This window comes from Serratia sp. 2723 (genome assembly GCF_050434425.1).
Classification (GTDB): Bacteria; Pseudomonadota; Gammaproteobacteria; order Enterobacterales; family Enterobacteriaceae; genus Chania.
The window spans coordinates 56,720-70,909 of the sequence record NZ_JBNDIN010000003.1; the positions used below are offsets into that span (position 1 = coordinate 56,720).

11 protein-coding genes are annotated in these 14,190 nt (G+C 53.8%); 6 read left to right on the forward strand and 5 right to left on the reverse strand.

The annotated features are described in order from the left end of the window. Nucleotides 1-25 precede the first annotated feature (25 nt). The 4 genes from ybfF to fur all read left to right on the forward strand — a co-directional run bounded on the left by ybfF (nt 26) and on the right by fur (nt 2,842). Complete coding sequence (gene ybfF / locus ABIE29_RS05150; RefSeq protein WP_429617125.1) at nt 26-808, forward strand: esterase; 783 nt, start codon at nt 26-28, stop codon at nt 806-808. Between the two features lie 247 nt (nt 809-1,055). Continuing rightward, entirely contained in the window at nt 1,056-1,343 is a 288-nt protein-coding gene (gene ybfE, locus ABIE29_RS05155) for a LexA regulated protein (protein ID WP_021805298.1), read from the forward strand. Nucleotides 1,344-1,546: 203 nt separating this feature from the next. Continuing rightward, nucleotides 1,547-2,086: a flavodoxin FldA gene (gene fldA, locus ABIE29_RS05160; RefSeq protein WP_429617126.1), complete on the forward strand. Its 540-nt coding sequence runs from the start codon at nt 1,547-1,549 to the stop codon at nt 2,084-2,086. Between the two features lie 309 nt (nt 2,087-2,395). After that, nucleotides 2,396-2,842, forward strand: a complete 447-nt coding sequence (fur, locus tag ABIE29_RS05165) for a ferric iron uptake transcriptional regulator (RefSeq protein ID WP_429617127.1) — start codon at nt 2,396-2,398, stop codon at nt 2,840-2,842. A 144-nt stretch (nt 2,843-2,986) separates the two neighbouring features. Here fur and ABIE29_RS05170 read toward each other — a convergent pair whose 3' ends face one another. From ABIE29_RS05170 to nagE, 5 genes are all read right to left on the reverse strand, one after another. Continuing rightward, entirely contained in the window at nt 2,987-5,650 is a 2,664-nt protein-coding gene (locus ABIE29_RS05170) for a beta-N-acetylhexosaminidase (protein ID WP_429617128.1), read from the reverse strand. A gap of 18 nt (nt 5,651-5,668) precedes the next feature. Beyond that, a complete protein-coding gene (chiQ, locus tag ABIE29_RS05175; RefSeq protein WP_429617129.1) occupies nt 5,669-5,995 on the reverse strand; it encodes a ChiQ/YbfN family lipoprotein in 327 nt (108 codons plus the stop codon). 50 nt (nt 5,996-6,045) lie between these two features. Further along, nucleotides 6,046-7,434: a chitoporin ChiP gene (gene chiP, locus ABIE29_RS05180; protein ID WP_429617130.1), complete on the reverse strand. Its 1,389-nt coding sequence runs from the start codon at nt 7,432-7,434 to the stop codon at nt 6,046-6,048. A gap of 561 nt (nt 7,435-7,995) precedes the next feature. Next, nucleotides 7,996-9,660: a glutamine--tRNA ligase gene (gene glnS / locus ABIE29_RS05185; protein WP_429617131.1), complete on the reverse strand. Its 1,665-nt coding sequence runs from the start codon at nt 9,658-9,660 to the stop codon at nt 7,996-7,998. Between the two features lie 190 nt (nt 9,661-9,850). Continuing rightward, a complete protein-coding gene (gene nagE, locus ABIE29_RS05190; protein WP_429617132.1) occupies nt 9,851-11,884 on the reverse strand; it encodes an N-acetylglucosamine-specific PTS transporter subunit IIBC in 2,034 nt (677 codons plus the stop codon). A 336-nt stretch (nt 11,885-12,220) separates the two neighbouring features. Between nagE and nagB the strand changes: the two genes are divergently transcribed. Together nagB and nagA are read left to right on the forward strand one after the other, a co-directional pair. Next, a complete protein-coding gene (gene nagB / locus ABIE29_RS05195) occupies nt 12,221-13,021 on the forward strand; it encodes a glucosamine-6-phosphate deaminase (protein WP_021805317.1) in 801 nt (266 codons plus the stop codon). An 18-nt stretch (nt 13,022-13,039) separates the two neighbouring features. Continuing rightward, entirely contained in the window at nt 13,040-14,179 is a 1,140-nt protein-coding gene (gene nagA, locus ABIE29_RS05200) for an N-acetylglucosamine-6-phosphate deacetylase (RefSeq protein WP_429617133.1), read from the forward strand. Nucleotides 14,180-14,190 lie beyond the last annotated feature (11 nt).

Here is a 14,190-nt window from a genome sequence, read left to right on the forward strand (position 1 = left end):
TAACCTAACTAAATGTTATCAAGTCATGAACTTTGCCATGAAATTACATTATCAATTACTGGCCTCAGAGGCCGCCACACCCGCGACCTTGCCAATCGTCCTGATCCACGGTCTGTTCGGTAATCTGGATAACCTGGGCGTGCTGGCCCGCGATCTGAACCAACAGCATACGGTGATCAAGGTCGATCTGCGCAATCACGGGCTGTCACCGCGCGCAGCGGAGATGACCTACCCGGCGATGGCACAGGATCTGTTAACGCTGTTAGACGACTTGCAAATCGAGCGAGCCATCGTGATCGGTCACTCGATGGGCGGCAAAGCGGCGATGGCGTTGACCGCACTAGCCCCAGAGCGGATTGAACGGCTGGTGGCGATCGATATCGCCCCGGTGGATTACGACACTCGCCGCCATGACCAGATCTTTACCGCACTGCAAGCCGTCACCGATGCGGGTATCACCCAGCGTCAGCAGGCTGCGCAGCTCATGCGGGCCACGCTGGATGAGGAAGGTGTGATCCAGTTTCTGTTGAAATCTTTCCATGCCGGCAGTTGGCGGTTCAACCTGCCGGTGTTGATCGAGCAATATGAGAATATTATCGGCTGGAAAGAGGTTCCCCCCTGGCCACACCCGACGCTGTTTATCCGTGGTGGTCTCTCGCCTTACGTACAGGATAGCTACCGCGATGACATCGCCCGTCAGTTCCCGCAGGCTCGCGCCTATGTGGTTGCAGGCTCCGGCCACTGGGTCCATGCAGAGAAACCGGACGCCGTATTACGGGCAATCCACCGTTTTATTGACCAACCGTGAGCTTAAATGGCGAAAAAACGCGCTAGACAGAATAGCTTAGCGCGTTTGTGGCTAAGTTAGGCATTGTCGTTGCTCCATCTGCTGGGGTAATATGGCGCGCTATAATTTTGCCACCCTGTCCAGGTGTGAAGCTGCGCTTGGCTGGGGGCGAATTTGGGTTAGGGTTTATTGGCCCGAATTGTGTAAATCAAACCGTCAGGAAGCGTAAACCGCTTTTTGATGCAAACTCCCTTGCAGTAGCGCAACAATGGCAAAAGAACAAACGGATCGCACGACGCTGGATTTGTTCGCAGATGAACGCCGTCCAGGGCGCCCGAAAACCAACCCGCTTTCCCGTGATGAACAGCTTAGAATTAATAAGCGCAATCAGCTACGACGGGACAAAGTGCGTGGATTACGGCGTGTGGAGCTGAAAATCAACGCAGACGCGGTAGATGCTCTGAACAAACTGGCCGACCAGCGCAATATCAGCCGCAGCGAATTGATCGAACAAATGCTGTTGGCCCAACTGGCGGAAGAACAGCCAGAACACTGATCTCTGCTGCCGCACGCGCGGCACGGCGTTAAGGATGACGCCAGATCGGTTCCACCTCCGCTGAGGCATCGCATAAACGCGATAAAACCTCAGGGCAAATTTCTGGCATGATACGCATTTACGGCTGAGCAAGCCTTCCCTTGGCAGCGCCTCAGGCCGCGTTTACGCAATACATTCATTTGAATTAAAAGGTTATTCTCACTATGGCTCATGTAGGCATTTTCTTTGGCAGCGACACTGGCAATACCGAAAACATTGCCAAGATGATCCAAAAGACGCTTCAGCAAAAATTCGGCAACGACGTGGCAGAAATCCACGACATCGCCAAAAGCAGTAAAGAAGATCTGGCAGCGTTTGACATCCTGCTGCTCGGTATCCCAACCTGGTACTACGGCGAAGCACAGTGCGACTGGGATGATTTCTTCCCGACGCTGGAAGATATCGACTTTAACGGCAAGCTGGTAGCGCTGTTTGGCTGTGGCGATCAGGAAGACTACGCGGAATATTTCTGCGATGCGATGGGCACCATCCGCGACATCATTGAACCACGCGGTGCGGCCATCGTCGGCCATTGGCCAACCAAAGGCTACCATTTCGAAGCCTCCAAGGGTCTGGCAGATGACGATCACTTTATCGGGCTGGCCATTGACGAAGATCGTCAACCTGAGCTGACCAACGAACGCGTAGACGCCTGGGTCAAGCAAATCAGTGAAGAGCTGAGCCTGGCCGAGATCGTCGGCTAAGCTCTGAACATATTGTAGGGGCGCCGTATACTGCGCCCTTCTGTTATCGGCATCACGGATTAGAGCAATAGAAGCTACAAGTTTGTAACTTCCTGCCTCGCCACGGTAGACTAAGACATCGGTTTATCCCATCCATCAAAGCTTTGCATGATTACCCTGTAAAAGTGCAAAGATATGTTTGTTAACAACCGGCGGTTTCTATTTGCAGCAACCGGTTCTATAATGAGACGCGATTAACGCTTTGTGCCGACCGATGCCATAGGCGAGAACGCCTCAACTTGATTAGCATAGTAACAGGACTGAATCCGCATGACTGATAACAACTCCGCATTGAAGAAGGCTGGCTTAAAAGTCACTCTTCCGCGACTCAAAATCCTGGAAGTCTTGCAGGATCCGGCATGCCATCACGTCAGTGCGGAAGATCTGTACAAAAAACTGATAGATATGGGCGAAGAAATTGGCCTGGCCACGGTATACCGCGTGCTGAACCAGTTTGACGACGCAGGTATTGTGACACGCCACAATTTTGAAGGCGGCAAGTCGGTATTCGAACTGACTCAGCAACACCACCACGATCACCTGATTTGCCTGGACTGCGGCAAAGTGATCGAGTTCAGCGACGAATCCATCGAAGTGCGTCAGCGCGATATCGCCAAGCAACACGGTATCAAGCTCACCAACCACAGCCTGTACCTGTACGGCCACTGTGAAACCGGCGATTGCCGCGAGAACGAAGCGCTGCACGACAAGAATTGATTCTGGCCCGCGCCAGAACGCGAAAACCGCCTACATGGCGGTTTTTTTATGCCCGGATGACAGAGAAAAAAATCCCCGGACAGGCCCGGGGAAAAATATCCACTCAATGATCACTATTGCAGTTTGCTCTCACCTCGCACTATTTTACGCTTTCACCGGTTCGGCGCGGCTGAAGCGTTTGCCGTCCGGGCTGATTGCACGGATTTGCACGTCACCCGCTACCGCAGGGCGCGCTTTATCGTCATAGCGCTGCCACTGTTTGCCGCCGTCGGTGGAATATTCAATCCCCAAACCTGGCAGAGAAATATTCGCTTCCAACTGACCACCGACGATACGTGCACCTGGAACCGGCAGGCGATAGCTCACGCCCGCTTTATCCATCTTGGCCAGCTCACGTTGACCAATCAGGTTAGCAAAGCGCAGCCAGTCCTGGTCCAGGGTTTTGGTATCGACCTGGTGGGTTTCGCCACCTTTGTACTCACGGCCAGCTTTGTAATCCTGCTCCCAGCTGGCGCGGTGCCATGCACGCTCTGCAAGCGACACTGCACGTGGGTAAATCATGTATTCCATCTGCTGGTCGGTACGCACGACTTCGCTCCACAGTTGTGCGGAAAGACCATATGCGCCCGGCCATGGTTTGTCGCTCTTGGCGGTGAAGTGGTTACCGTCACGGTCAACCGAGGTTTCGGCGTTCTGCGGCAGGTTGTTCGGCGCAAAGCTGAAGATCTTCTGCTCGTCGCTGAAGCGGGTGCCCCAGTAATAACCGTGTTCGTCCGGGCTGACTTCATATGGGAAGTCCATATAGACGTAGTCCGGGTTAGAGATCACCACGTCATAACCCTTGTTCGCCCAGTCGTTAGCCGAGTCGAAACCACCCCAGTACAGGGTATCCCAGAAGTTCACCGCCACATGCTTGGTCGCAAAGGCCTTCGAGTCTTTGGCATCTTTCAGGCCGTCCTGCCACGCCTGCATTCTGTCAATGCCGTGCGCTTTCACCAACTGGCTGACTTCCAGACCGAAGTAGCTTGGCAGGTGTTCCATATCTGCCACCTTGCCGTCTTTGATGATGGCCTGGCAAACCTGCGACTTGGCCCACGGCTTGTCTTCTTTGCTCAGATCGAGGATACCCTTGCCCGCTTCCGGTTTTTTCACGTCGGTATAGCCAGCACCCAGACGGATGTTCTTCGCTTCGTCCCCACCAAAGTGCCAGGTTTTCAGCGGTTGGCCGGCCTCTTTGTGCATCTGGGCCACTTCACCAATCACTTTGTCCACAAAGCTCTTGGACGAATCCAGGCATGGGTTCAGGTAGCTCTGGCGGTTGAAGTACTGCACCGAGGTGGTATTGGAGGTATCGGTCGGATCCACCAGGCGGAACTCGTTAGCCTCTTTCTCTTTCCCTTCGGCAAGCAGTTTCTTGTAGCGAGCTTCCATGGAAATAATCGCTGCACGAGCGTGCGCTGGCATGTCGATCTCAGGGATCACTTCAATCTGGCGCGCCTGAGCATATTTAACGATGTCGATATAGTCCTGACGGGAGAAGAAACCACCGTGCGGTGCCGGGCCAGAGCCATATTGCGGCATCAGGCAGGTGGTTTCACTCAGGTCATGGCAACGCTGGCCGCCCACTTCGGTCAACTCTGGCAGGCCAGGGATCTCAATACGCCAACCTTCATCATCCGTCAGGTGGAAGTGGAATTTGTTCAGCTTGTAGGCTGCCATCTGATCCAGCAGGCGCAATACGGCGTCTTTTTGGTGGAAGTTACGCGCCACGTCCAGGAAGATGCCGCGGTATTGGAAGCGCGGTGCATCTTTGGCATCCAGCGTCGCGATCTTCTTGCTACCATCCGAAGGGATTAGCGACAGGATGGATTGCAGACCATAGAACACCCCAGTCTGATCGAAACCGACGATCTCGGCACCTTTCTCGCCGATCTTCAGTTGGTAGGCACCTGGCACGGCCCGATCGCCTTTGAATGCAGCGGGCTTAATATCCGTCTTGATCGGATAACCGCTCTCCTGGCTCTCAATGCCCAACAGGGCAAAACGCTCGGCTGCTGCATCTGCCGCTGGCTTGGCCAAGGCGCTCAGTTCCAACGCCACGCCTTTGCTCAGGTCAATATCCTTCGCATGGACTTTAACTTCCATCGGGGTTGGGATGATTTGCCCACGCAGCGATGCCATCGGCAACACTTTCAGATCCTGGTTCTTGGTGAAGCGGCTTTCCGGCACCATCAGAATGTTGTTGTCATCCTTGGTACGCTTCCACTGGTCACCGGTGAACGGGGCAACAAACTGGTGAACATCTTCGGTATCGGTATTTGACAGGATCTTCGGCTGAGCATCGCCGGAAGTGGCATACCAGCGCGGCAGGAAGTCGGTGCGGAACAGCTGCCAGTATTCGGCAATAATCGGAATTTCCACCGCCTGGTTGGCCGGGAAGCTGGTGAATTTGTCCGTCGGCTCCAGCTTATACAGATCGCCGGTAATGTGGGTGATTTTGAACTGGTCGTTATCGACCTTCAGCGTCTGGCGCGGGCTGTGGAAATAGATCGCCCAGTCTTTATCTTTGATTTCCTGATTGCCGTTGGTCAAGGTGATCAGCACCTTGTGGCAGGACGCCCAGTCGGCACCCAGCTTGGCACAGTCCACGCCGTTCTCAGCGGCACGGTTATCCAACATTTTCAAATTGACCTGCAACTGGCTGAGTTGATCAACCACCTGCTGGCTGGCCATGGCAGAACCTACACTGCCCAAGAGTCCAAAGGTAGCCGTCAGGGCGGCGAGAGCACTCATCTTAAACTTGTTCATCTGCAACCTCTTGCGTAATCAGTTGTTGTTTGCGCGAATTTCTTTCCACAGCTTGCCGCATTTGGCGTCATACGCCTGGCCATTGCCGGTATGGGCGGCCTGGATGCAGCTTTGATAATCCAGCACCCGCACGGTTTCCTGTTCAGCGAACTGTTGATGCTGTTTCTCTTGCTTCAACACGTTCAGCACCGCCTGGCAGGCCTGCAATTTTTCTGGCGAACCTTCTGCGGTATTGATACAGGCGCTGTAGGCCTGGCGCAGCTTGACATCTTCCGGGGGCGCGGCAGATTGCGAGCAGGCGCTAAGCCCGGCAACCGCAGCCATAATCAGCATCAGTTTTTTCATGGTTAAAGTCCTGTGACATTTCCCCGGCAGCCTGGCCACCGGGGAGTGCATTAGAAGATGGTGAACGGTGCGATAACGATGAATTTGACGTCTTTCTCGTCCTGGAAGATGTTGCCGTAACCGCCGCCCCAGCTTGGGATATCGGAATGGTTGTCATACTGCGTGAAGTGCAGTTTGAACAGGGTGCCTTTGGCGCGCCCGTCCTGCATGGTGTACATCGCATCCAGGCTGTAAGCACTCTCTCTCAGGCGCTGGCTCTGATCGTAAATCGGATTGGTGCTTGGCTTGGCGTCCCAGGCGTAAACGTAGGAAGCGCCGACGGCCATACCAGGCAGGTTCCAATTGCTCAGGTCATACATCACGCCACCGAACACGGCTTTTTCGCCGTTGGCGTTAAAGTCGGAGCGGTTATCCCACCAGATATCGAGGCGGCCGTTTGAGGAGGCATAGGTCGGGGTCATACGCTGCAGGAAGAAGCCTTGGTTACCTTCCGCCTTGACCATGGTGCCTTCCAGACGCCAGTTGAACTGGCCGGTGGTATAACCGAAGGTCAGTGCCTGCAACCACGCCAGGCCATCATAGATGCTGTTCGGATCGCTATTGTCACCGATACGGTCTTCAGCGCCGTAAAACTGGTAGCTGGTGGTCAGCGGATTACCGGCCAGATCAAACTTGTAAGACGCCTTGGTGAAATACTGATTCACGTAGCCTTGCGCCTGGCCAAATGCGGCTTCCAGCACCAGGTTGTTCTTGAAATCGTATTTGGCACCCAGCGAGTGCAGGTAGGAAACGTCGGTCTTGCGATCGTTCTGACGGAAGTCGTCCATCTCGATGTGCCAAGGCGCTTTGTACTTGTTGGTCCACATGTAGGAAAAACTCAGCGCACCTGAATCGCCATAGTCAAAGTTGGCACCGGCTTCGGCACCCTGGTAGGTACCCGGCATAAGGCTCCAGTGCGGGGCCAGCAACGTTTGCCCGCTTGGCTGGATATAACCGGCACGCGCCCAGACCGGGCCATACTTGAACTTACCGGCTGCTTTATACAGGCTGATACCGCTTTTATCGCCGGAGTAATCTTCGTCATAGGTACGGTTACGGCTGGAGAACGCAATTTCGTTTGGGTGGCCACTCTCGCTGGATTCCGCCATTTCTATGGCGGTGAACGCCGCCACATCGATACCGAACATGTCCGCCGCATAACCGGAGGTGAAATCCAGGTTGGCGTTCCAGGTAGAGTGAGAGAGGTTGGTTTTAAACTCACCGGTTTCAACGTCTTTGCGATCGCGTTGACGTTGCCAGTAATACACCCCACCGGTCAGCGTAGAGTCATCGATAAACCCTTCAGCTTGCGCTTCTGGGGCCATGACGAATCCGCTTCCTAATATTGCACCCGCGACAGCGAGCGCCAGCGTTTTACGCTGAGCACCGTGCGTACCCATAAGTAAATTCCTCTTTGACTTTGACTTTAAAGTGCGCCCGTCTGCGTTCACCACTGCCCTGCACGGTCGCTAATAAAAAACCCTAATCGGGTAAAATTGTGCCGGATAAGAAAATTCATCTCGGCCTTGATACTGTAGCTAGACTATTTTTCGCGACGCGAATTATCAAATGAAAAGTGAGATAGATTTGTCAAAGTATGACAAGGTGCACACATTGATGATATTTCGTTACAATAATGATCGGTGTCACTTTCTTGATAAAAAATTCAATAAAATCATCAAATAGAGACATAAACAGGCTATTGCCTTGTTAATTGAAAGGTTTCAGCACGACAAAAAAGACAGTTCTGAACAAAAATGAGAGCGCTCTACAAATGATATTAATTCGCATCACGAAAATACGAACAACAATGATAAGAGCGGAGGCCAGATAAAAACGGGTTAATTCTTGGCGATAATCAAGTGATAGCTGAGATGGGAACGGCAAAAAGGGGGGTTGGTTTTGAAGACAAAAAAAGCGCAACCGAAGCTGCGCTTTAACAAACGATGGTGAATTAGCGTTTAAGCGCCAATCTTGGCCCAGGTATCACGCAGACCTACGGTGCGGTTAAACACCAAGCGCTCAGCCGTAGAATAGCGGCTGTCGGCGCAGAAATAGCCTTCACGCTCAAACTGATAGGCTTTTTCCGGTTGGGCACCCGCCAGGCTTGGCTCAACAAAGCCTTGCTTGATAATCAGCGATTCCGGGTTGATGGTGGCGAGGAAGTCCTCTGCCGCCGCCGGGTTAGCCACGCTGAACAGACGATCGTACAGGCGAATTTCTGCCGGTAAGGCGTGTGCCGCAGACACCCAGTGGATCACGCCTTTCACCTTGCGGCCATCGGCAGGATCTTTACTCAGCGTATCAGGGTCGTAGGTACAGAAAATGGTGGTGATTTCCCCCTCCGCATCCTTCTCTACGCGTTCGGCCTTGATCACATACGCATTACGCAAGCGCACTTCTTTGCCCAACACCAGGCGTTTGTACTGCTTGTTGGCTTCTTCACGGAAGTCTGCACGATCGATATACACTTCGCGGCTGAACGGTACTTCACGGCTGCCCATTTCCGGCTGGTTCGGGTGGTTAGGCATGGTCACCATTTCCACGTCTTGCGACATGTTCTCGATGATCACCTTCACCGGATCCAGCACGGCCATGGCGCGCGGTGCGTGCTCATTCAGATCGTCACGAATACAGGACTCCAGCGCCATCATCTCGACGTTATTGTCCTGTTTGGTAACGCCGATACGCAGGCAGAACTCGCGAATGGAGGCGGCCGTATAGCCACGACGACGCAGGCCGGACACGGTCGGCATACGTGGGTCATCCCAACCTTCAACAATCTTCTCGGTCACCAGCTGGCTCAGCTTGCGCTTGGACATGATGGCGTATTCGAGATTCAGGCGCGAGAACTCGTACTGACGCGGATGGCAAGGGATAGTGATGTTATCCAGCACCCAGTCGTACAAACGGCGGTTATCCTGGAACTCCAGGGTACACAGCGAATGGGTGATCCCTTCCAGCGCATCGGAAATGCAGTGGGTGAAATCGTACATCGGGTAGATGCACCATTTGTTGCCGGTCTGATGATGTTCCGCAAACTTGATGCGGTAGATCACCGGATCGCGCATCACGATAAACGGCGAGGCCATATCGATCTTGGCGCGCAGGCAAGCGGTGCCTTCGGCAAACTCGCCGTTACGCATCTTTTCGAACAGCGCCAGGTTCTCTTCAACCGTGCGGGTACGGTACGGGCTGTCTTTGCCCGGGGCCGTCAGCGAGCCACGATATTCACGGATCTGCTCGGGAGAAAGTTCATCAACATAGGCCAGGCCCTTGTTGATCAGCTCGACCGCATACTGGTGCAGTTGATCGAAATAGTCCGAGGAATAACGAACGTCGCCGCTCCAGGTAAAGCCTAACCACTCCACATCGTGCTTGATGGAGTCGACAAATTCGATGTCTTCTTTTACCGGGTTGGTGTCATCGAAGCGCAGGTTACATTGGCCCTGATAATCCTTGGCGATGCCAAAGTTCAGGCAAATGGACTTGGCATGGCCGATATGCAGATAGCCATTGGGCTCCGGTGGGAAACGCGTATGAACCGACGTATGCTTCCCTGATGCCAGATCTTCATCAATGATCTGACGGATAAAATTGGTTGGGCGGGCTTCTGCCTCACTCATGTCACTATTCCTCAAATGCAAAGCGCTACACATAACCACCTATGTTCCAACAAGCCACGTCCAGAAACAACCGTTATTCGTCGAGTTCCCGTGGTGCAAAAACAAAAAAAGCGGGAAAAGATCGCTCTTTTCCCGCTGATACTGCTCACCGCCCGTTTAACACCCGAGCGGAGCCAGGGTTAAACCCGACTTATTTCTGGATCTCGAACAGTTTGGTCTGGCCAGCAATCACATTGCCGGTAGCCAGCGCCGTCAGGCCAGCATAGTCATCAGCATTACTGACCACGACCGGGCTGATCATCGAGCGCGCATTGGCGTTCAGGTATTCCAGATCCATTTCCAGGATTGGTTGGCCTGCTTTCACCTCAGCACCCTCTTCCACCAGGCGTTTGAAGCCCTGACCGTTCAGCGCCACGGTGTCGATACCCATATGCACGACGATCTCCGCACCCTTGTCTGTTTCCAGGCAGAAAGCGTGGTTGGTGTTGAAGATTTTCACCACGGTGCCATCAGCCGGCGCCACAACGGTTTTATCGGTTGGGCGAATAGCCACACCGTCACCGACCGCTTTGCTGGCGAAGGCTTCGTCCGGCACCTGATCCAGAGCAACCACTTCACCGGTTACCGGCGCCACCAGCGCTTCCAACACGGTTTTAGCGGCGTTAGGTACGGCCTGCGGTTTAACTTCTGCCGCTGCGGCTGCGGCGGCTGGAGCAGAGGCTGCCGCTACCGGGCCTGCTGCAATCACTTTGGTCATCGCACTGGCAATCAGCTCGGCACGAGTACCGACAATCACCTGCACGCTTTGCTTGTTCAGACGGATCACGCCAGAAGCACCCAGGCGTTTAGCCAGAGCATCGTTCACCAACGCAGAATCTTTGACGTTCAGACGCAGACGGGTGATACAGGCATCGATCCCGGTCAGGTTGTCAGAACCCCCGATGGCGCTCACATAGCGGCGAGCCAGGGTCGTGGTTTCATCTTCGTTTTTACCTGCAGTGGTATCCACGTCATAACCGTCGGTTTCGTCACCGGCAACCGCCAGTTCACGGCCTGGGGTCATCAGGTTGAATTTTTTGATGGTGAAGCGGAACACCACGTAGTAGATAGCGAAGAACACCAGACCTTGCGGGATCAGCATGAACCAGTGAGTGGCCAGTGGGTTACGCGTTGACAACGCCATATCCACCAGACCGGCACTGAAGCCAAAACCGGCAATCCACTGCATGCTGGCTGCGATGTACACGGAGATACCAGTCAGAATGGCGTGGATCACATACAGCACAGGAGCAACGAACATGAAGGAGAATTCCAGCGGCTCGGTGATCCCGGTGAAGAAGGCAGCGAACGCCCCCGCCATCATGATACCCAGCACTTTCGCTTTGTTCTCAGGACGCGCGCAGTGGTAGATGGCCAGTGCTGCACCTGGCAGACCGAACATCATGATTGGGAAGAAGCCTGCCTGGTAACGACCGGTGATACCAACAGTGGCTTTACCCGCTTCGATAGACTGCGAGCCACCCAGGAAGTTAGGAATATCGTTAATACCGGCAACGTCAAACCAGAATACCGAGTTCAGCGCATGGTGCAGACCGACTGGAATTAACAGACGGTTGAAGAAGGCGTAGATACCGGCACCGGCAGAACCGAGTTTTTGGATCTGCTCACCGAAGCTGACCAGACCGTTGAACACCACCGGCCAGATATACATCAGGATGAAGGCAACCAGGATCATCAGGAAGGAGATCAGGATTGGCACCAGACGGCGGCCGCTGAAGAATGACAGCGCTTTCGGCAGTTCAACACCGCTGAAACGATTGTAGACTTCAGCAGAAATGATACCCACCAGGATACCCACGAACTGGTTCTCAATTTTGCCAAAGGCGGCTGGAACCTGATCGAGAGGGATCTTCTGAATCATTGACACGGCGGCAGGTGAACACAGCGTGGTCACTACCAGGAAGCCGACAAAACCGGTCAGTGCAGCAGCACCGTCTTTGTCTTTAGACATACCATAAGCCACACCGATGGCGAACAGGACAGACATATGATCGATAATGGCCGAACCGGATTTGATGAACAAAGCTGCCAGAGCGTTGTCCCCACCCCAGCTAACCGGGTCAATCCAGTAGCCGACGCCCATCAGGATGGCCGCGGCAGGCAGTGTGGCTACCGGAACCATCAAGGCCCGACCCACCTTTTGTAAATAACTAAGAATGTTCACCTTTTCCCCCTATTCGTCCGATGCCGGACCCTATTGGCAGTTTATTGAGATAACTCACTACCTTTTTAGAAATAACGCTTGGTACGTATCACTCATGCGGAGTGTAAAAAAATTATTTCGTATCGCAAATTAAAACCTCCTTTTTTGTGACAAATATCACCAAAAAGCAGTGTTAAACTGCCACATTGCTAGCCATCGCACAAAACTTATTTTATCATTCAAAAAATCAACGGGCAGTCATCCCTAACACCTGCTTCACAAAGCTGAGTTACGCTTTAAGCTACGGTTGTTGCCCGTACCAGTATAGACACAGTTTATTCTACCTAGAGGTGTACGATGAGACTTATCCCACTACAAGACACTACTCAAGTCGGCAAATGGGCCGCACGCCATATCGTTCAGCGTATCAACGCCTTCAAACCGACCGCAGATCGCCCATTCGTCCTTGGCCTGCCAACCGGTGGCACCCCGCTGGAAGCTTACAAACACCTGATCGCGATGCACAAAGCCGGTGAAGTCAGCTTCAAGCACGTCGTGACCTTCAACATGGATGAATATGTTGGCCTGCCGCAGGAACACCCGGAAAGCTACCACACCTTCATGTACCGTAACTTCTTCGACCACGTTGATATCCCACGTGAAAATATCAACCTGCTGAACGGCAACGCACCAGACGTTGACGAAGAGTGCCGTCAGTACGAAGCCAAGATGAAATCCTACGGCAAAGTTAACCTGTTCATGGGCGGCGTGGGCTTCGATGGCCACATTGCGTTCAACGAACCTGCGTCTTCCCTGGCTTCACGCACCCGTATCAAAACGCTGACCGAAGAAACCCGCATCGCCAACTCCCGCTTCTTCGACGGTGACGTAAGCCAGGTGCCAAAATATGCCCTGACCGTTGGCGTAGGTACCCTGCTGGATGCGGAAGAAGTGATGATCCTGGTCACTGGCCGTGGCAAGGCACAGGCGCTGGAAGCCGCAGTGGAAGGCAGCATCAACCACCTGTGGACCATTAGCTGCCTGCAGCTGCATGCCAAAGCCGTGGTGGTTTGTGACGAGCCGTCCACCATGGAACTGAAGGTAAAAACCGTTAAGTATTTCCGCGAGTTGGAAGCGGAAAGCGTTAATAGTCTTTAATTTTTTGCAGGGGGCTACATGTTCGCTTTAACCCAATGCCGGATTTTTACCGGCCATGACGTGCTTGATGACCATGCGGTAGTGATTGCTGATGGCCTGATTGAACGAGTCTGCCCACTGGCCGAGCTGCCAGCAGGCATCGAAACGCGCGATCTGGGTGGCGCCATCCTAGCCCCCGGTTTTATCGACGTGCAGCTTAACGGCTGCGGCGGCGTGCAATTTAACGACTCACTGGAAGCCATCTCGGAAACCACGCTGGAAATCATGCAGCACGCCAACGAGAAATCCGGCTGTACCAGCTATCTGCCAACGCTGATCACCTGCAGCGACGATTATATGAAGCACGGCATCAACGTGATGCGCGCTTATCTGAAGAACCATCCCAATCAGGCCCTTGGCCTGCATCTGGAAGGGCCGTACCTGAGCCTCGAGAAGAAAGGTACCCACAACCCGGCGTTTATCCGCAAGCCTACCAGCGAGATGATCGACTACCTGTGTGCCAATGCCGACGTGATCAGCAAAGTGACCCTGGCGCCAGAAATGGTGGAACCACACTTTATCAAACAGCTGAGCGACGCCGGTATCGTGGTATCCGCAGGCCACTCCAACGCCACTTACGATCAGGCACGCGTGGGTTTCGCCGCAGGCATTACCTTCGCCACCCATCTGTACAATGCCATGCCGTACATCAGTGGCCGCGAACCGGGCCTGATGGGCGCGATCTTCGACACGCCAGAAGTGTATACCGGCATCATTGCCGACGGACACCACGTGGCCTGGGCGAGTATCCGTAACGCCAAGCGGGCAAAAGGTGATAAGTTGGTGCTGGTTACCGATGCTACCGCACCTGCGGGCGCGGATATCGATCAGTTTATCTTCGCGGGTAAAACCATTTATTATCGTGACGGCCTGTGCGTTGACGAAAACGGCACGTTGAGCGGCTCCGCACTGACCATGATCGAAGCGGTACAAAACAGCGTAGAGCATGTCGGTATCGCACTGGACGAAGCGCTGCGTATGGCGACGCTCTATCCGGCTCGCGCTATCGGTGTCGAACAGCGTTTAGGCACCATCGAAGCCGGCAAGGTCGCCAACCTGACCGCCTTTACCCGTGATTTCCAAATCACCAAGACCCTCGTTAACGGCAACGAGGTTTAATCCATGAACAG